General features: G+C 65.0%; 14 protein-coding genes and 2 tRNA genes. 8 read left to right on the top strand and 8 right to left on the bottom strand.

What is annotated here, in order from left to right; all coding sequences use genetic code 11:
• Positions 1-54: 54 nt before the first annotated feature.
• From AC1PQG_RS03850 to AC1PQG_RS03835, 4 genes are all read right to left on the bottom strand, one after another.
• On the bottom strand, positions 55-1,449 hold the full coding sequence (locus AC1PQG_RS03850) for a porin (RefSeq protein WP_481121341.1): 1,395 nt from the start codon (positions 1,447-1,449) through the stop codon (positions 55-57).
• A 172-nt stretch (positions 1,450-1,621) separates the two neighbouring features.
• Positions 1,622-3,175, bottom strand: coding sequence for an acyl-CoA synthetase (locus tag AC1PQG_RS03845; RefSeq protein ID WP_481121340.1), 1,554 nt, complete (start codon positions 3,173-3,175; stop codon positions 1,622-1,624).
• 43 nt (positions 3,176-3,218) lie between these two features.
• The gene (locus AC1PQG_RS03840; protein ID WP_481121339.1) at positions 3,219-4,409 is read right to left on the bottom strand and encodes a thiolase family protein; all 1,191 of its coding nucleotides are present in this window, start codon (positions 4,407-4,409) and stop codon (positions 3,219-3,221) included.
• A gap of 33 nt (positions 4,410-4,442) precedes the next feature.
• Positions 4,443-5,582 (bottom strand): acyl-CoA dehydrogenase family protein, encoded by a 1,140-nt coding sequence (locus AC1PQG_RS03835; RefSeq protein WP_481121338.1) that lies wholly within the window; start codon positions 5,580-5,582, stop codon positions 4,443-4,445.
• A gap of 370 nt (positions 5,583-5,952) precedes the next feature.
• Here AC1PQG_RS03835 and AC1PQG_RS03830 point away from each other — a divergent pair, with 370 nt between their 5' ends.
• The gene (locus AC1PQG_RS03830; protein ID WP_481121337.1) at positions 5,953-6,999 is read left to right on the top strand and encodes an AraC family transcriptional regulator; all 1,047 of its coding nucleotides are present in this window, start codon (positions 5,953-5,955) and stop codon (positions 6,997-6,999) included.
• A gap of 65 nt (positions 7,000-7,064) precedes the next feature.
• Here AC1PQG_RS03830 and AC1PQG_RS03825 read toward each other — a convergent pair whose 3' ends face one another.
• Positions 7,065-10,412 (bottom strand): PAS domain S-box protein, encoded by a 3,348-nt coding sequence (locus AC1PQG_RS03825; RefSeq protein ID WP_481121336.1) that lies wholly within the window; start codon positions 10,410-10,412, stop codon positions 7,065-7,067.
• A 407-nt stretch (positions 10,413-10,819) separates the two neighbouring features.
• A tRNA-Met gene (locus AC1PQG_RS03820) sits at positions 10,820-10,896 on the bottom strand.
• Positions 10,897-11,222: 326 nt separating this feature from the next.
• Here AC1PQG_RS03820 and AC1PQG_RS03815 point away from each other — a divergent pair.
• Positions 11,223-12,014, top strand: a complete 792-nt coding sequence (locus AC1PQG_RS03815; protein ID WP_481121335.1) for a hypothetical protein — start codon at positions 11,223-11,225, stop codon at positions 12,012-12,014.
• 1 nt (position 12,015) lies between these two features.
• Here the strand turns inward: AC1PQG_RS03815 and AC1PQG_RS03810 are convergent, their stop codons facing one another.
• Both AC1PQG_RS03810 and AC1PQG_RS03805 read right to left on the bottom strand, forming a co-directional pair.
• A complete protein-coding gene (locus AC1PQG_RS03810; RefSeq protein WP_481121334.1) occupies positions 12,016-12,642 on the bottom strand; it encodes an SOS response-associated peptidase in 627 nt (208 codons plus the stop codon).
• Positions 12,643-12,903: 261 nt separating this feature from the next.
• Positions 12,904-12,979 (bottom strand) — tRNA-Thr (locus AC1PQG_RS03805).
• Positions 12,980-13,119: 140 nt separating this feature from the next.
• Between AC1PQG_RS03805 and AC1PQG_RS03800 the strand changes: the two genes are divergently transcribed.
• The 6 genes from AC1PQG_RS03800 to AC1PQG_RS03775 all read left to right on the top strand — a co-directional run bounded on the left by AC1PQG_RS03800 (position 13,120) and on the right by AC1PQG_RS03775 (position 19,587).
• A complete protein-coding gene (locus AC1PQG_RS03800; protein ID WP_481121333.1) occupies positions 13,120-14,682 on the top strand; it encodes a PAS domain-containing sensor histidine kinase in 1,563 nt (520 codons plus the stop codon).
• Positions 14,679-15,320, top strand: a complete 642-nt coding sequence (locus tag AC1PQG_RS03795) for a response regulator (RefSeq protein WP_481115581.1) — start codon at positions 14,679-14,681, stop codon at positions 15,318-15,320. The genes AC1PQG_RS03800 and AC1PQG_RS03795 overlap by 4 nt, the downstream gene beginning before the upstream one ends.
• A 190-nt stretch (positions 15,321-15,510) precedes the next feature.
• Positions 15,511-17,280: a GGDEF domain-containing protein gene (locus AC1PQG_RS03790; RefSeq protein ID WP_481121332.1), complete on the top strand. Its 1,770-nt coding sequence runs from the start codon at positions 15,511-15,513 to the stop codon at positions 17,278-17,280.
• Between the two features lie 68 nt (positions 17,281-17,348).
• Positions 17,349-17,687: a hypothetical protein gene (locus tag AC1PQG_RS03785; protein ID WP_481121331.1), complete on the top strand. Its 339-nt coding sequence runs from the start codon at positions 17,349-17,351 to the stop codon at positions 17,685-17,687.
• Positions 17,684-18,877, top strand: a complete 1,194-nt coding sequence (locus AC1PQG_RS03780) for a hypothetical protein (RefSeq protein WP_481121330.1) — start codon at positions 17,684-17,686, stop codon at positions 18,875-18,877. Before AC1PQG_RS03785 ends, AC1PQG_RS03780 begins: the two co-directional genes overlap by 4 nt.
• Complete coding sequence (locus tag AC1PQG_RS03775; protein ID WP_481121329.1) at positions 18,874-19,587, top strand: type II secretion system protein; 714 nt, start codon at positions 18,874-18,876, stop codon at positions 19,585-19,587. The genes AC1PQG_RS03780 and AC1PQG_RS03775 overlap by 4 nt, the downstream gene beginning before the upstream one ends.
• The last annotated feature ends 57 nt before the right edge of the window (positions 19,588-19,644 follow it).

Here is a 19,644-nt window from a genome sequence, read left to right as displayed (position 1 = left end):
CTGCCCCTTGCCCCCACGCCGCCAGGCCTTGCCGGCAAGGGTTCAGAACACGTCTTAGAACACGTGATTGACGCCCATCATGTAGCCGCTCGGGTCATAGCCCGGCTTGGCCACCGTGCCGACCAGGTTGCCACCGTCAGTGAGGCTGTACGTGCCGTTGGTCTTGTTGAGGACCTTGCCCCAGGTGCCATACAGCGTCGTGCTGTCCTGCAGCTTGTACGTGTAGGCAAGCCCCAGCAGATTGGCATCGCGGTTCTTGATCGACTTGTCGTCGAGCTGGCTGTAGCTCACCAGGGCCTTGCCGCGCCACAGCGGGATGCCGGCACTGACGCTCCAGCCGTCGGCCTTGGACAGGGTACCCGTGACGTTCTCGTAGTTGCCGCCGCTGATGCGGCCAGCCACGTAGTTGCCGTACAGCGTCGCAAAACCCAGGTTGTAGCTGCCGCCGACCTGCCAGCCACGGCGCTTGGCGAGACCGGTTTCCTGCGGGCCGGTCGCCGGGGCGACGTAGCTGGCGTTGTCCACGTTCCACGCCGTCGCCGTGGCGTTGAGCGGGCCGGCGCTGTAGTACAGCGCCAGGTCGCCGCCGCGACCGGCCTTGTCGGTGGTCACGGTCGTCGAACCGGCCGCCACCGGCGTCACCATGTTCACGTTGTTCTCGCTGCCGCTGCTCAGCGTCAGCTGGCCAGAGAAGCCGGCGACCTTCGGCGAGGCATAGACGAGGGAATTGTTGAGGCGCGTCGGCATGCCGCCGATCACCGGCAGCAGGCCGGCGGAGGAGCCGAAGAAGCCGGCGCCCATCGCTGCCGACATCACCGACGAGGTGTAGGAGCCGGCGTACTGGCGGCCAGCGGTGACGGTGCCGAAGCGGGTCTGCAACCCCGCGTAGATCTGCCGCGAGAAGATCTGGCTGCCGTTGCTGGTCTGGCCGCCGCTGGACACCGCCGTGTTGTTGATGCCCGGCGTGATCGCGCCGGTACCGACCGAACCGGTGTCGAACAAAATCCCGGCTTCCATCAGGTAGACAGCCTTCACCTCGTCGCCGAGCTCCTTCTCGCCCTTGAAGCCCAAGCGGGAGGACGTCATGCCGCCCGAGCCGATCGTCGATTTCTGGCCGTAGCCGCTGTTCACCGTCGAGGCGCTGACATCCGCCACGCCGTAAATCGTCAGCGTGCCGGACGGCCCCGTCGGCACCCCCATCTGCAGGCCGGCGCCGCGGGCTGGGCCGCCGGTCTGGATCTCGGTCTTCTTCTGTTCTTCCTGGTTCTTCATGAGCTGCTGGATCAGCTGGCGCTGTTCGGCCAGTTCGCGCTTGAGCGCGTCGATCTCGCTCTCGGCGAAAGCCGGCGCGGCGGCGCCGGTGCCAAAGGCGGCCAGCAACAGCAGGCTCAGCGGGCGGCGAGCGATGGAGCAACGAATAGAACGAATCTCGGATTTTTTGTGATGCACGGACAATCTCCTCTCCTGAAACCGGCTTTAAGCCGGCAACGATGTGCCCCTCTGCAGGGGGCTGTGGCGTGCGACAGCCCGGCCGACCGGACCGTCGCGGGGCGGCGGGGCGCAAGACTCCCGCCGTGTTCTCTGAACAGACGCAAATGGGGAAATACGAAACCGGGAAGGACTAGGCGGAATAGACCCGCCGCAGCTCGCGCTTGAGCAGCTTTCCGGACGCATTGCGCGGCATGTCTTCGACGAAGAAGATCTTCTTCGGAACCTTGAAGGCCGCCAGGTGCTCGCGCGCGTGGGCCATCAGTTCGTCGGCGCTGGCCGTGGCGCCCTGCTTGAGGGCCACCACCGCGGCGACGATCTCGATCCAGCGCTCGTCGGGCAAGGCCACCACCGCCACTTCGGCCACCGCCGGATGGGTGTACAAGGCCTCCTCCACGTCCCGGCTCGACACCAGCACGCCGCCAGTCTTGATGACGTCCTTGATGCGGTCGGTGATGTACAGGTAGCCGGCCTCGTCTACGTAGCCCACGTCGCCGGAGCGGAACCAGCCGTCGGCGAAGGAGCCGGCGGTTTCCTCCGGCTTGTTCCAGTAGCCGCTCATCAGCTGCGGCGAACGATGGACGATCTCGCCCATCTCGCCGGGCGGCACGTCGTTCATGTCAGCATCGACGATGCGGGTTTCCACGTTAAAGATCGGCCGCCCCGCCGAAGCCGGCCGCTCGGCGTGTTCCTCGGGGCGCAGCACCGTTGCCAGCGGGGCGATCTCGCTCTGCCCGTAGCAGTTGTAGAGCTGCAGGGCCGGCAGGCGGGCCGCCAGCTCCTGCACCACCGCCACCGGCATGATGGAGGCACCGTAGTAGCCCTTCTCCAGCGAGGACAGGTCGCTGTTCCCGAAAGCCGGATGGCGCAGGAAGGAAATCCACACCGTCGGCGGCGCGAAGAAGGAGGTGATCTTCTCGGCGGCAATCAGCTCGAAGCACAGCTCGGCCTGGGGCGCCTGGAGAATGATGGTGGTCGCACCGACCAGCAGTTGTGGCATCAGGAAGACGTGCATCTGCGCCGAATGGTAGAGGGGCAGCGAGGCCAGGGAACGGTCGCCGGGCTTGATGTCGGTGGCCAGCAGCGTGCTGGAGTATTCCGCCAGCAGCGCCCGGTGGCTCATCATCGCGCCCTTCGGCGCCGCCGTCGTGCCGGAGGTGTAAAGCAGCTGGGCGATGCTCTCCTCGTCGATATCCAGCGCCGGCGCTTCATCGCGGCCTGGCGTGTCGGCCCAGGCCAGCACGTCGTGGCCGCCCTCGCCGCCATGCAGCGTGCCCTGCCATTCGCAGGCCAGCGTCGGGCCGAGGGCCTGCACGTGGCTGGCGATGTCGGTATCGCAGAACAGCGCACGGGCGCCGGACTGCTCGACGATGTAGCGCAGCTCGCTGTCGATCAGCGCGTAATTGATCGGCACGTGGATCAGGCCGGCGCGCACGCAGCCCAGCCACAGGATCACGTAGGCGTCGGAGTTGCGGCCGTAGGCGGCCACCCGGTCACCGCTCTGCAGGCCGAGGCCCAGCAGCTGGTTGGCCACCCGGTTGGCTGCCGCGTCGAGGCGCGCGTAAGTCCAGCTGCGCGTCTGGAAGCGCAGCGCTTCCTTGCCCGGATTGCGGCGCACCGAGCGGTGCAGCGCATCGCCGATCAGGTTGCGGCTGGCGCGGCGGACGTCGTTGCGGGTGTCGTTCATATGGGTCTCCTCCTTGGCTGCTTGTCGTTTTCTTATGGTCGTGTCACAGGCGCTCGACGATGGTCGCCGTCGCCATGCCGTGGCCGATGCACATCACCTGCAGGCCGAGCTGGCCATCCACATGGGCCAGGCCGGTGAGCATCTTGGCCAGCAGGCCGGCGCCGGTGGCGCCCAGCGGATGGCCGTGGGCGATGGCGCCGCCCCACGGGTTGAGCTTGCCCATATCCGGCTCGAACTCCCGCGCGAAGCACAGGGCCACGCTGGCGAAGGCCTCGTTCACCTCGATCCAGTCCAGGTCGCGGATCGACAGGCCGGCCCGTTGCAGCGCCAGCCGGGTGGCCGGGATGACGCCGGTGAGCTGCATGACCGGGTCGGAGCCGACCGCCACGCGAGCGCGGAAGCGGGCCACGGGCTTGAGCCCGAAATCGGCGCTGGCCCGCCGGCTGCCGATCAGCACCGCGGCGGCGCCGTCGGACATCTGGCTGGCGTTGGCGGCGGTCACCACGCCGGCGTCGGCGCTGCGGAAGACCGGCTGCATCGCGGCCATCTTGGCCGGGTCGATGACGGCCCGGATGCCCTCATCGTGGGCCAGGCGAATCGGTTGCCCGTCCTTGTCCACACCGGCCTGCGGCAGGATCTCGCGATGCACGCCGGCTGCCCGCGCAGCCTCGGCGCGGCGGTGGCTCTCGATGGCGAAAGCGTCGAGCTCGGCACGGCCGAGGGACCAATGCTCCGCCACCCGCTCGGCGCTCTCTACCTGATGGGGGATCGGGTAACGGGTCAGCAGGTCCGGATGCAGACCGTCGAAGCCGCGGAAGTCCCCCTGGCCCAACGTCAGATCGAGGAACATTGGCACCCGGCTCATGCTCTCCACGCCGCAGCCGATGGCGAAATCCAGGTCGCCAGCGGCTACCGCCTGAGCTGCCGCGTGGGTGGCGAACTGGCTGGAGCCGCACATGCGGTTCATCGAGACGCCCGGCACGTGGTCCGGCAGACCGGCCAGCAGCAGAGCCTGGCGGGCGATGTTGGCGCCCTGCTCGCCGGCCTGGCTGACGCAGCCGGCCAGTACGTCGCCGACCCGCTCGGCGGGCAGGCCGGCACGCTGCAGTACGCCGTCGATGGCGGCCGCCAGCAGGCTGTCCGGACGGGTGTCGCGGAAGGCGCCGCCACGGCGCCCGAAAGGCGTGCGCACGGCGGCGAGGATCAGGGGTTCGGAAGGCGAGGCGGAAGTCATTGGAACAGTCCTGTAAGACGGAGAAATCGTGGATCAGGCCGCCCGCAGCATTTCGCGGGCGATGATGTTGCGCTGGATCTCGCTGGTGCCCTCGTAGATCTGCAGCACCTTGGCGTCGCGGAAGAGCTTTTCGACGGGGTATTCGGTCGAGTAGCCCATGCCGCCGAAGATCTGGATGGCCTCGGTGGCGCCCCACATGGCCGCGTCGGCGGCGGTGGCCTTGGCGATGGAAGCCTGCAGCGTGTTAGGCCGGCCCTGGTCCACCAACCAGGCGGCCTGATAGGTGAGGAGACGCGCCGCCTCCAGGCGCATGCGCATCTCGGCCAGCTTGTGGGCGATGGCCTGGTGCTCGACGAGCGTGTGCCCCATCGAACGGCGCTCCCTGGCGTAGGCCAGCGATTCGTCGATGCAGCGTTCCAGCAGGCCGACGCCGAAGGCCGCCACCATCGGCCGCGAGTGGTCGAAGACCGCCATCGCCAGCGCGAAGCCGCTGCCCTCCTCGCCGAGCCGGTTGTCCTCCGGCACGAAGACGCGGTCGAGAAAGACCTCGGCGGTCGGCGCGGCGCGCTGGCCGAGCTTGCCGAGAGGCTCGCCGACGCGGAGCCCGGCGCTGTCCCGCGGGACGACGAAGGCGGTCATGCCCCTGTGGCCGGCGGCCGGGTCGGTCTTGGCGAAGACCACGAAGAACTCGGCCAGCGGCGCGTTGGAGATCCAGGTCTTGCTGCCCGACAGCAGATAGCCGCCGGCCACCCGCTCGGCACGGGTGCGGATGCCGGCCACGTCCGAGCCGGCGCCGGGCTCGGTCAGCGCGAAGCTGGCCAGCGCACCTTCGGCAATGCGTCCCAGGTAGCGCGCCTGCTGGTCCTTTGAGCCCGCCAGCACGATGGGCTGGGCCGCCAGCGCGTTGATGCACAAGGCGGTGCCGATGCCCAGGCAGCCGTAGCACAGGGCCTCGGTGACCAGCACCAGGTCCAGACAGCCCAGACCGGCGCCGCCGACCGCTGCGGGGAGATTGACGCTGGCCAGGCCGAGCTCGACCGCCAGCGCCTGCACTTCCAGCGGAAGGGCGCAGTCCCGGTCGGCCTGGACGGCCCGCGGCATGATTTCACGGTGGGCGAACTGACGGGCCAGTTCGCGGATCTGACGGCGCTCGCCGTCCAGTTCGAAGTGCATTGCACATCCTCACAACAGCAATCCGGGACGGTCGGCCAGGCGTGCCAACGCCCACCTCGGCACGCCACGGGGAGCGCACAAGGACCGTCTCGGGACAACAGGGGAAATTGACGAAGGGCGCCAGCTGGAAGCTGGGCCACAACCGGGCCAGGCGGCCCGTCAGGTCACGCGCGGGTGGTTCTCAGAAAATGCCATGATTGTCGTGTCTCCGTATTTATCGGTCCCCGGGCTGGGGCCGGCGGGCATCTTTGAAGCACCCGTTGATGGCGACATGGTAGGAGATCGCCCGACGGGCGGGGATGGCAGAGGCGGACGACAAATTGACATTTTCTGCCATCATTCCATCTTCCCAGGCCAGCCCCGCCCGTCCATGAATCCGCAGACCCAGACGATCCCCGCCCGCTTCGCCACCGAGCTGATCGCCCACCTGCGCGACACGCCCGGCTTCGACCCGGACTGTGCGCTACGCGCCGGCATCGCACCGGCTCAGCTGCAGCACGACGATGCCCGCGTGACGATCGAGCAGCTGTCATCCCTGTACCGGCTGCTGGCGGTCCAGTACGACGACGAGACGCCTGGGCTGTTCTCCCGGCCGCTGCGCAACGGCACGCTGAAGTTCCTGTGCCTGTCCATGCTGGACGCCCCCAGCCTTGGCGTCGCGCTGCACCGCTTTGCCGGCTTCTTCCGGCTGGTGCTGGACGACCTGCAGTTCACACTGGGTGAATCGGAATCCGGCACCTGTATCAGGCTGGTCGAAAAGGCCGAGCTGGGCGAACGCCGCATCCTGGCGCTGGAGTTCATGTTGTTACTGGTCCAGGGCGTTGCTTCGTGGATGATCGAGAGGCCGGTTCCCTTCCAGCGCATCGACCTGGCCTATCCGCCGCCGCCCCATGCCGACGAATACCCGCGCATGTATGCCGGTCCAGCCTGTTTCTCCCAGCCGGTGACGGCCCTGCATCTCGATCCGGCCTGCCTGTCCCTGCCGATCCGCCGCAACAAGGCGGCGCTGAGTGCCTTCCTGCGCAACGCACCGATGGACTGGTTCCATGTTTCGGCCGGCAGGCGCCCGGTCACCCACCGGGTCGGCGACCACCTGCGGGAGCGGCTGGCCCAGCCGCTGACCATCGAGGACGTGGCCCGCACGCTGCACACCTCGCCGCGCACGCTGGCGCGCCGCCTGGCCGTCGAGGGCAGCCGCTTCCAGTCCCTGAAGGACAGCCTGCGGCGGGATGCGGCCATCACGCTGCTGACCAAATCGGACGAACCGATCGCGCTGATTGGCGCACAGATAGGCTTCGACGACCCGTCGGCCTTCAACCGCGCCTTCAAGCAATGGACCGGCAGCCCGCCCGGCGCCTATCGCCGCCAGCCCCGCGCGGAACGGGCAAAAAAAGACGCGCCCGAAGGCGCGTCCTGAATGATCTCCTACCGTGCATCCGCGTGAGGGCGGCCTGTTTTTTCCAGGCGGCGGCACGGCCCCGCTCAACGCCAGGGCGCGCTGGCCTCGACGAAATCCGCGATCTCGCGCTCCAGCGCGTCGAAGCCCTCAGCGAGCTCCGTCTCCCCGCGGTCGATGGCCGCCTCCAGCGCCCGCGCCGAGGCCATCAGATCGAAGGCGCACAGGAAGCCGGCGTTGCTGCCCAGCGTATGCATGCGGCGCCCCGCCGACTCCCGGTCGCCACTGGCGAGCGCACTGCGCGCCTGCCCGGCGGCCGTAGCGTTGTCGTGGACGAAGAGTTCGAGCAAACCGAGGAACATTTCCCGGTCCCGCCCCAGGCGCTGGACAGCGCGCTCCCGGTCGATACCCGGGATTTCCGGGAAGTCGTCGGCCGCGGCCGTCCCGGCATCCTCCGGCACAGGCATTTGCGCGCCCGCTACAGCCTCCTCCACCGGCCCCCCGCAGGCCACCAGGGCACGCCCCCCGGTCCGGACCCAGCGCTCCAGCATCTGCGCCATCTGCTCCAGGTCCATCGGCTTGGCGAGCACATCGTTGGCACCCGCAGCCCGTGCCGCAGCCTGCTGCTCTTCGCGCACGCCGGCGGTGAAGGCGATGACGGGCAGGTCGATGAGGCCCAGTTCACCGCGGATCAGGCGCATCGCGGTGAGACCATCCATCACCGGCATCTGCACGTCCATCAGCACCGCATCGAAACGCTCCGGTCGGGTCTGCAGGATCTGGATCGCCTGCAAGCCGTCGGCGGCCTGCGTGGAACTGGCTCCTTCGAGGCGCAGCGCCCGCTCCACCAGGTCGCGGTTCATTGCGCTGTCATCCACCACCAGCAGGTGTGCCCCAACGAGGCGCGGGCCCGTCGGCTTGGGCGGTGCGGCGGCCACGACCATGGCCGCCATCTCGGCCTCGCTGGCCCGCTGCAGCGGCAGTTCGAACCAGAAGCAACTGCCGTTTCCGGGTCGGCTGTCGGCCCCGATCTCGCCACCCATCAGCTCCACGAGGCGCTTGCAGATCGACAGGCCAAGGCCGGTGCCGCCGAAGCGGCGGCCGATACCTGCATCGGCCTGTGCAAAGGGTGCGAACAAACGGCCCAGGGCTTCCGGGTCGATACCGATGCCGGTATCCCGGATCTCGAAGCGCAGCCTCAGGCGCGCCTCGTCCACCACCCTGGCGCGAACACGCACCGCCACCTCGCCCTGCTCGGTGAACTTGATGGCATTACCGGTCAGGTTGAACAGGATCTGCTCCAGACGAAGCCCATCGCCCAGCAGCGGACCGGGCAGCGGATCCGGCCCCTCGATGCGTAGCGCAAGGCCCTTGTTGCGGGCATTCTGGCCCATCAGGCTGTCGAGGTTGGCCAGTTGTACAGCGAGGTCAAAGGGACGCTGTTCGATGCGCAACTGCCCGGCCTCGATCTTGGACAGATCGAGCACGTCATTGAGGATGGCCAGCAGGGACTGCCCCGCCATCCGGATGCGCTGCACCATATCATGCTGATGTCCGGCCAGCGGTTCCCGCTCCAGCACCTGGGCGAGGCCAAGGACGGCATTCATCGGCGTGCGGATCTCGTGGCTCATGTGGGCCAGGAACTCGCTCTTCGCGGCATTGGCCGCCTCCGCCGCCTCGGAGGCCTGGCGCAGCTTGTATTCGTAGCGCTTGCGTTCGCTGACGTCGCGAATCACGCCGAGAATCTCGACGACCCCCCCATCGGCACTGAGCAACGGGCTGGCGCTGACATCGGTCCACACGGAAGTGCCGTCCTTGCGGCGCACCTCCAGTTCATCACGAAAATGCTCCAGCGCCCCACCCCTGGCCAGGCCGTCTTTCAGGCGGGCGAAATAGGCTTCGGCGATGCGCAGGGAGTCCGGCGTCAACACTTCGGTCAGGGGCTGACCGATCGCCTCGTCGACGGAGTAGCCGCGCAGGCGTTCGACGGACGGACTGATATAGGAGAAGTGCCCGTCGAGGTCCATCGTAACGATGACGTCGACGGCGTTGTCGGCCAGGAGACGGTGCCGCGTCTCGCTGATCTGCAGGCGCTCCTCCATCTCCTTGCGGGCGGTGATGTCCTCCACGATGGCCAGGTAACGGTGGCGATCCTCGTTGGCAACCTGGACCGGTGCGCAGCTCAGACTGACCCACACCACCGATCCATCGGGCCGCAGGTAACGCTTGATCAGGCGATACCCGTGAATTTCACCGGCATTGAGTTCGGCGATGTTCTTCTGGCTTTCCGCCACATCATCGGAGTGGGTCAGGCTCATCGGGTCGAGCCCGACCATCTCCTCCGGCGCCAGCCCGACGATCTCGGCAAAGCGCCGGTTGGCCTCGGTGATGCGCCCTCCCTGGGAGTCCAGCAGCGCCACCCCCAGCGGCGCCTGCTCGAAGATCACGCGGAAACGCGCCTCGGCGGCCTGCTGCGCCTGCAGGGTCGCCATTTCCTGACGCGCCCGGTCGCGGCGCCACAACAGGTAGCCCGCCGAATAAACGAACAGCAGACCCAGCCCGACGACCAGCCCGGTCGCCCAGGCCAGGTTGTGGATACCCGCATAGGCCTCGACCTCGTCGATCTCGGCCAGCATCAACCACGGCGTTCCGCCCACCGGCGAGGCATAGGCCAGCACCGGAACGTTGCGGTAATCCCGCCCGCCGGCAAGGATGCCGTGCTCCCCGGCAGCTGCCCGCCCCGCCGGCAGGAACGGCTGATCCAGGGGCTGGGCCAGGGACAAGGCCGGCACGGCCCGGTGACGTAACGGGGAGAGGAAGCGCACATTGTTGCCATCCCGTCGGACCAGATAGGTTTCGGCAGTGCGTGTCGGAACGGGCCAGGACTCCACCAGCGGATACAGGGCCTTCTCCGCCTTCCAGGTGAGATAGGCCACGCCCAGCGGCTTGTCGCCGGACGCCCCGATCGGCGCGAGGACGCCGTACAGCACCTCGCCGTCCGCCGTGCGGTGCAGGTCGACGAACTCGATGCGCGGTTCGCGCAGGATGTCCCTGGCCAGCGCGGCATGCTCTCGGATGTCGGCCTTGCCGACCACCACGACCGGGCGCGTATCGGTATCGACAATCGCCAGGCCACCCCATCCCCGCACGCGGGCCACCTCCTGCATGCGGTTGCGCATCTGCTCGACGAGCCCGGCATCCTTGCGGCCACTGTTCAGCCAGCCCCGGAACAACATCTCCAGTTGGGATCGGCTGGAGAAATAGAGTTCCGCATCGGTGCGCGTCTCGGCCAGCGAATCCTCGATCTGCTGCCGCTTTTGCTCGGCGATGACGGCCAACGTACGGTGAGTCTCCCGCCGCGTCTCCTCGCTCAGGTAACGGTAACCGACCACGCCGACCGAACCGATCAGAATGGAAACGGCGACCAGGGGCAAAGCCAGGCGAAGCCAACGCCGACGGGGAGAGTCGGTGCTTTTCGAAAAGGAGACTGAGAAAGGGACTGTGATCATCGTGGCAGGAACAACGCGCCGCAGACCTGCCACGGATGCACCGGGAGCTACGGGCGGAGGAGCGTCCGAGCACCATCGACCGGCCCCATATTGCGTTCTGGACGCAGATGGCGGCACACAGTGCCTGAAGCAATATAGGGCTTTGATTATGCACCAATGCTGTGCATATGTCGATCACACTCGCCGCGCACAGCAAGCCCATGCACCACAAACGATCGAAATCAGGACAATTGCACCGCACGAGGGCGCGCGGCATCCAGCAATGGCGCAGATTCAGCCCGTGAAGCAAAAAGGCCCAACCACCTGAGTGATTGGGCCTTGACGCTTGAAACTGGTTGCGGGGGCAGGATTTGAACCTGCGACCTTCGGGTTATGAGCCCGACGAGCTGCCAGACTGCTCCACCCCGCGTCTGAGAGGGGCGGATAATACCCACTTGTTCGCACTTTGCCAAGTTTTTTCGCGGACGCACTCACACCAGCCCCCTGCAGTGCCTAGCCATCAGCCTCGAGCCATCGGAGCAGATCATGAGAATCACCGAGGAAGCCGATCCTCACCGGCGACGCCGCCAACACGCCATTGCCATACAACCAGCACATTGAATTGGTAATACGACACATCTTTCATGTGCCTCGAATAACCCTCCGGAAACAGACGGCTCTAGGACAATTGGGAATTCAGGAAACCCCATCCTTTCTGGCAAGCCACGCCATCGGCCGATACTCAGGAATGTGCTCATGCCCCGACATGTTCAAACATCAACCACCCTGCTCCTGTCCTTGTCCGTGGCCGCCTGCGGGGGCGGAGGCGGGAACGCCGTAAGTACAGGCAACGGCAATAACAACAGTGGAGCCCCGGGTCCCTCGCTGATTGTCTCCGACACCGCGGAAGGCATGTGGCGGGGTACGAGCGACAGTTCGGCTGGCATCTACGGCGTGATCCTCAACGACGGCAGCTTCTATGCGGTCTATTCAGCCAAGGACAACAGAGACATGATTGCCGGCGTTGTCGCTGGCACAGGCCAGGCCAGCAACGGCAGCTTCACGGTGCAGGACGCGGTAGACATCAACTTCAACGGCTCCGGCGTTAATATGGTCAGTATTTCCGCCAGCTACTTCGCCAAGTCTTCGCTGAGCGGCGTACTGACCAACAAGAATCTGGAGTCGTTTGCCTTCTCGACCCAGTACAACCCGGTTTATGAGCAACCGGCCAATGCCGCACTGGCAACCGGCACTTATGCGGGCAACGCCCTTTCACCCACCGGAGCCCAGCCCGCATTCATGACCCTTCAGGCCAACGGCACCATCACGGGCGTTGTATCGAACTGCAGCTTTTCGGGAATTGCCACACCACGCGGGTCGGTCAATGTGTTCAACCTGTCCATCACCTTCCGCGGTGGCTCCTGTATGTTCGGTACAGACACGGTGACCGGGGTCGGTTTCTACGACATCCCCAACAAACAGTTCTACTTGGCAGCCCCTAACGCAACCCGCAGCAACGGCTTGTTCTTCCAGGGCACCCGCCCCTGACCTACTTGCCCTCGCGGGGCGCCGGACCAACAATCAGTCCAGTGGGCTCCGTGAGCGTCAATAGCGCCCTCGCCTCATCCTCCGAACGCGCCCTCAGCCACGCCCCCCAGGCACCATCAGGCAGGATCACGACGGCACGCTTCTCTTCGCCGGGCTTGTGGAACCGTTCGAAAAGAGCGTGCCCATCCGCATTGACCGTCAGCATGGTCATCGACCAGGCGGCCTGCCCGTCGCGCTGCACCACTCGCTCCCACAGCCCGGCGATCCCCATCGGCCGGGCATCCTGCCGTCGGATCTGCCAGCGCACGGAGCGCCCGGTCTCGTAACACGGTTCGTAGAGAGCCTCCGCCGGGATGATGCACAACTGGCCGCGAGTCCATGCATGGCGGAAGGATGGCTTTTCTGCAAGGGTTTCCGTGCGGGCGTTATAGGTGGAGCGAGCGATCTTCGCGTCCTTGGCCCAGGTGGGAATCAACCCGAAGCAGGCCGGCACCCAGATACGTGGCGCAAAGTTCGTAACGACGGGAACGACAGCCCCTGGATAAGCCTCGCCATATGCGAAATCCGGCTGAGGCAGCGGGAAGGCCGAAAGCGCCTCCGGGGAGGATGGGCGAAAATTGGCGCACATGAAAGCGGCCTGGAGCGCCAACGGCGCCAGCTACTTCGGTCGCAGGCGCGAAACGAGTTGCTGCCGGCGTTGCTCGGCCTTCTTGCTGTGCCTCATATCGCTGAAAAACAACGCGGCCGCCGCTATGGCAGCGAAGACACAGCCAAAGATGACGACGACTCCCAACAATCCATGCATGTCCATGATCGGGTGAGTTTGGCTGAACCGTAACCCCAGCGAAAAGGCCGACCCATCCGGACCGGCCTAAGCTCTTGATTCAATTGGTGCCGGTGAAAGGAATCGAACCCTCGACCTTCGCATTACAAGTGCGCTGCTCTACCAACTGAGCTACACCGGCATCATTCCGCTCGTTCCGGCCCGCCATAATCAACATGGACTGAAAAGGCATGCCTGCACTATCCTTGAAGATTACCAGGCCCCGAGCGAGGGGCGGATTATAAACAAACAGATCCATTCGCGCAGCACGCTGATCGCCCAATGTCCATTGCGCCCCGTCCGGAGGCACCGCCCATCGAAACAGGCAGCACCAGTAAACCCTCGATCCGGTTGCTATTCATCGAGGACTCAGAGAATGACACACTCTTGCTGCTCCAGCGCTTCCGGTCTGCCGGCTACGCGCCACGGCATCGACGCCTGGCATCAGAGGCCGAGCTTCGCGAGGCCCTCCTGCAAGAGCACTGGGACGTCGTCCTGTGTGACCGCAACCTGCCCGGCTGCAGCATGCAGACTGCCCTTGAGGTGCTACGGGAACTCGCCCTCGACCTGCCCTTCATTATCGTCTCCGACATCATGCAGGAAGACGAGGCGATCGCCGCCATGCGCGCCGGAGCCCACGACTATCTCAGCAAACGCAAACTCGACCGACTGATTCCCGCCGTCGAGCGAGAGTTGAGGGAGGTTGCCAACCGCCGGGAAAAACGCCTTGCCGAGCAGACACTGCGGCAGAGCGAAGCCCGTCTGCGCGCGCTCACCGACAACATCCCTGGCGTGGTCTTCCAGATGGGCTACACCCAGGACGGCACGCTCGGCTTCCAGTATCTCAGTGAAGCAGCCGCCATGCTCTTTGGCACGGTGGCAGACGAACTGGTCGGCGGCTCGGCGAGCTGGATGACCTGGCTCCTCGACGAGGACCTGCCAGGACTCGTGGCCGCAGCGGCCAGTTCCGCCGACCAGCTATGCACGCTCAACTGGGAAGGCCGCATCCAGTTACCTTCAGGGGAACAGAAATGGATCAACCTACGCAGCTCCCCGCGCCGATCCGAAAACGGCAACACGGTATGGGAAGGGGTCATGTGGAACATCACCCATAGCAAGCGCGTTGAAGCCGACCTGCGCGAGTCCCGCAGTCAACTGGCAGCGCTATCGAATCACCTGCAGCGAATCAAGGAAGAGGAGCGCGAGCGCATCGCCCGGGATGTCCACGACGTTCTCGGCGGCACGCTGGTAGCAATGAAGTTCGAAATGGCTCGGCTGGAAGCAAAGCTGCGCGCCAACCCTGCCGAGGCCACTGACGGGGTCCGCAATGTCATCCACATGCTGGACGACGCGATCGCCACGGCGGGCCGTGTTACCCGCGAGTTGCGCCCGGGCATCCTGAAGGACTTCGGCCTGGCGGCGGCCATCGAATCCCAGGGTGAAGACTTTGCCCAACGCACAGGTATCGCCTGTAACATTCTGTGCACCGATCACGACCTCGCACCGGCTTACGACACGGCGCTGGCCTTCTTCCGGATCTTCCAGGAGGCGCTGACCAACGTCAGCAAACACGCCATGGCCAGCCAGGTGAACGTACGCCTGCTGCAGGACGGGGACGAAGCCGTTCTTGAAATCGCCGATGACGGTTGCGGCATCGCCGCTGGAGACCTTTTGAAGCCACATTCGTTCGGTCTGCGCGGCATCCGTGAACGACTTTCAAGCCTGGGGGGACAACTCGAAATCAGGCCGGCTAAGCCGCAGGGCGCCCGCCTCGTCCTGAGGGCGCCGCTACACCCCGCAATATCTGAAGAAAAGCCGAACGACGACAGGAAACTCCGTCCATGAGCAAACCTATTCGTGTCCTGATTGCCGACGATCATGCGATCGTGCGCCAAGGCCTGCGCCAGATCCTTTCCGACACCCCCGACCTGACTGTCGCCGGCGAAGCCGACAACGGCGTGGAGGCCGTACAGATGGTCCGTGGCGGAGAATGGGACGTGGTCCTGATGGACGTCTCGATGCCCGACCGCAACGGCATCGATGCGCTCAAGTTGATCAAGAAGGAATTCCCGCGCCTGCCGGTACTTATCCTCAGCATGTATCCGGAAGAGCAGTATGCGATCCGCGCCCTCAAGGCCGGCGCAGCGGGCTACCTCACCAAACAGAGCGCCCCTGATCTGCTGGTCACAGCCATCCGGCAGGTGGCAAGCGGCAAGAAATATGTCAGCCCTTCCCTGGCCGAGGAGCTTGTCAACGCCATCGGAGAGGGCAGCGAGCGCCCCGCCCACGAGAAACTGTCCGACCGGGAGTACCAGACCCTGTGCCTGATCGCCTCCGGCAAGACCCCGGCCGAGATCGCCGAGGCCCTCAACCTGAGCGTTAAGACCGTCAGCGTTTACCGGGCCCGACTGCTCGAAAAAATGAACCTGCGCAACAACGCCGAACTCACCCATTACGGACTCAAACACGGTCTCGCCGAATAAGCATGGGCCGCCGTCACCATTTTTTGCATATTGGGCCACCATCCACCTCAAGACCATTTCCTGACGGCCGTTATCGGCGCAACCGTCATGGTTCCGATGCTTGTGGAGACCTGAGTCTGGACCAGTCCCATCACTCAGAGAACCAGTACGCCGGATGATCCAACGCCTTCCCCCGTTGCGCCGCCCGCAGATGACCGACACCAGCCAACCCTCTGAAGTTGCCCGAGAAACGCTGCGCCAGCTTGCGCTGCGACGTATCGCCCCGACCCCGGACAATTACCGGGCGCTCTACCACGAGATCGCCGGGTCGGTCGCCGAAGACATCTTCCCGGAGCGCGCCCTCAAGCAAATTGCGTCGGCTCTACCGCGCAACAATCAGGACGCCCTGCGTCTAGCGCTGGATTTCGAAGCGGCTGTCGCCGAGGGAGCATGGTCCGCACTGCGTGATCTCCTGGTTGACAAGCTCTCGATTTCGAGCAGGCCCGAACTTAATTGGGCCGTGTTGCTGCGCGACCTGCTTACCGAATGGGACCGCCGCCAGACGGGCCTGACCCAGGCGCGCAAGCGAGAGATGCTGGAGCGCGTTCTGACCGCGTCCAGCAGCAATCCGGCCAAACTATTTGAGCGCCTGCAGGGCTTGCTCAGAGCCTGGGGTCGCAGCGGCGATGACGAGGCCGTGCCAGGTGACCTTCCTCCTCCGGTCATAAGCAATACTTCGCCCAACGAAACCGAGGCCGCCTTCACCATTGGCGCCCCTCCCTGCCCCGCCTACGCGGATCTCCTGGCAGCGCTGCTTGACAGCCTTGCCGGCCAGCCTCAGCTGGCAAGCACTCAACTGCCTGCAGAGGCCCGTGAGCTCGCCGCCATACTGCGCCAGGGCCTGGACAGTACGCCTCCGGTAACGTTGCTCGAGCGCCTGGACAAGCTCCGTACCAGCCTCGAGTGGGTTGCCGAAGATCAGCACGCCATACGCGACGCCCTGCAAAGGGTGCTGCAACTGCTTCTCGCGAACATCAGCGAACTGGTCCTCGACGATCGCTGGCTACGCGGCCAAATCGTGTTGATGGGCGAAATGTTCGAGCGCCCGCTGGACGTCCGCACACTGGGCGAACTGGAAAACCGGTTGCGCGACGTGATCCACCGCCAGGGCGCCCTCAAGCTGGAACTGAGCGACGCCCAAAGTCGGCTCAAGCAGATGCTGGCCAGCTTTGTGGACCGCCTGGGCGCCTTTTCAGAGTCCACCGGCGAGTACCACAACAAGATCGAGCAATGCGCCAAACGCATCGAAGGTGCCGCCGACATCAGCGAACTCACCGACGTGATTGCCGAGGTCATGCGTGAAACCCGTACTGTCCAGGAGTCCACGCTGCGTTCCCGTAATGAGATCGAAGAGCTGCACTCACGTGTCAACGACGCCAATGCCGAGATCACGCGCCTGCAACTCGAACTGGAGCAGACCAGCGAGCTGATCCGTCACGACCCCCTCACCGGCGTCCTCAACCGCAAAGGACTGGACGAGGCCCTGGCTCGGGAAGCCGCCCTGGCACGACGTCGCGGCACAGCACTCTGCATCGGGCTACTTGATGTGGATAATTTCAAGCAGATCAATGATGTGCACGGACACCAGACTGGTGACGAAGCACTGCAGCACCTCGTCGACGTCGTGCGTGAAAACATGCGCCCGCAAGATTCCGTCGCCCGCTACGGCGGCGAAGAGTTCGTCATTCTTCTACCGGACACCGCGCTGGATAGCGCAGTCGCCACCCTGACGCGCCTGCAGCGCGCCCTCACCAAACGTTTCTTCCTGGCCCGCCAGCAGAAGTTGCTGATCACCTTCAGCGCCGGCGTCGCCGAACTCTACGAGCACGAATCCCCCGAAGACGCGATCGACCGCGCCGACAAGGCCATGTATATCGCCAAGCGCTCCGGCAAGAACCGGGTCATCGCAGCAGGAACCTGAGGAGCAGATGTAGCACGTCTGTCGGGGCGCTCTTCGTGGCGCCCTTTTTATGCTAAATTCATGTCGAAATGAATATTCAATCGACATGCATTTTGATAGGTGCCATCTGCCTCACCGCATCAGACAAGAGCTGCGGCGAATCGCTGGGGCGGCTGTTCTTTTCTCCCGCAGAGCGCCTGCAGATCGACCGTGAGCGCCGGGCGCCCGCACGCGTCGAAGCACCACCGCGGCTCGACGGCTTCATCACCCGTAGCGACGGCCCACCGACACTCTTCCTGGATGGCAAGGCAAGGCCCGCCTCGCCCCGGCAAATCCATCCACAAGACGCCACAGTCAGCATCACCACCAGTGACGGACGAACCCAGCGCCTGCAGGTCGGAAGCCCTTCTCTCACGTCCCGGCCATGATCCCCTCCCGCCGGCAGCGAGGCCTGATACTCCCTGTCCTGATTCTTCTGCTGTCGCTGGGGGGGCTCGGCTGGCTACTGGCACACACCGGCACCGGGGCGGATCTAGCCGCCCGCAATCTAAGACGGGAAGTCCGCACCACTCATGTCCTGGCGATGGCCAAAGACGCGCTGCTCGGCTTCGCCGCCAACTACCGCAACAACGGCCATCCCAGCGCCGACTTCGGCTACCTACCGTGCCCCGATCTGGACGGCGACGGCTCCGCTGAAACCTGTGGAGCCAAAGACCAGCCCAGCGTCGGCCGCCTGCCCTATCGGACGCTCAATCTTCCCGATTTGCGCGATGGTACTGGAGAGTGCCTGTGGTATGCCGTTGCCGGCAGCTTCAAGAACAACCCCAAGGCCGACAGCCTGAACTGGGACAGCATCGGCCAGTTCCGCCTACTCGACCGGGCAGGCCACCCCATCATGCTGGCCGGCGACCAGCAAGGCCTCGCGGCAGCGATCGTCTTCGCCCCCGGCCTGCCCCTTCCCCAGCAGCAGCGCACTGCCGGCCAGGGACGCTGCGGCGACGGCCAGATGGCGCAACTCGAGCATTATCTGGAAGTGCTTGGTAGCACAAACAGCAATATCGTCGAAGTACGCACTGATGCGGAGGCAGGCAATGACTTAATCATCAGCCTGACCGGCGGTGAGATCTTCAATCAGCTGAAAAAACGTAACGACTACGACCAACACCTGCAAGGCAGCCTGCAAGCCATGGCCGAATGCCTGGAGAGAGCCAACCTACCGCCGCCCTTAGCAGCGCAGTCTTTTGGCCCCATCCAGCTCGGCAGCCTTCCCGCCCTCAATACCCTGAACGGTCCCTGTACCACCCCCAACAACCGCGACATTGCGGGAAACTGGGGCGAACTGATGCGCTACGGCCGCTGTACCGACGGCAGCCCCTGCCTGGCTTCGCCCGAAGGCCCGTGCCGCGGCGCCCTGCTGTTCAGCGGAGAACGTCGCAGCGAAGCACCGACCCAACAACGGATCAGCCCGCAGGACAAGCAGATGACCGCCCAGTATCTCGAGGCGCCAACCCTGGCAGCCCTCTCCGCCGGCCAACTGCATGGATTGCCCAGGCAAATAGCCCTGACGCCCGGTAGCAACAACACGAACTCGGGCGACATCGCCTTCTGCCTACCATGACATCCACACGCCATCCTTTGCCTCCACGTGAAGCAAGCGGCTTCACCCTTGTCGAGATGGCGGTGGTCATGCTGATTCTGACCCTGCTGGCCGGCGGGCTGAGCGCCGGCCTCGGGGCACACCTTTCCCGCCGTGCCGAGGCGAATACGGACGAAGCCTTGGCCGAGGCTCGGGACGCACTTCTCGGCCACGCAATCCGCAAGGGCGCGTTTCCGTGCCCTGCAAAAAGCACTACGGACGGCAGCGAGAACCGCAATGCGGGCGTCTGCCAGACATATACGGGACTTCTCCCATGGGCAACACTGGGCATCAGCGGCACCGACGGCTGGGGACGACGCCTTCGCTATGCCGTGACCGATAGCTACACGACCAAGATCACAGCCCTGAACGAGGGCGATATCGACATTTTCACACGCAACGGCAATGGCGAAGTGCTCAAGCTGACCACCGAAGGCGGTCGAACACCGGTCATGATCCTGTCGCACGGAGCCAACGGACTGGGCGCCACCACCAGTGACGGCCAGACCTTCCCACTCCCCGCGAGCGGCTCGGACGAAGCCATCAATACCATGCTGAACAGCCGCCAGTTCTACAGCCGTGGCCTGTCTGAAAACGCCGCGGCAGCTGGCGGGGCCTTCGACGATCGAGTCACCTGGCTATCGCCCAATCTCATCGCCAACCGCCTGATCAGTAGTGGAAATTTCCCCTGAAACATGTGCTGGAAGACCCACCAAAAAATGACAAATAGATTACCATGGGATTTCCAT

The sequence above is a fragment of the Zoogloea sp. GDB6 genome, assembly GCF_056724105.1.
The sequence above is the reverse complement of the archived record's forward strand: the minus strand, read 5'-3'. Positions and strand labels throughout refer to the sequence as shown.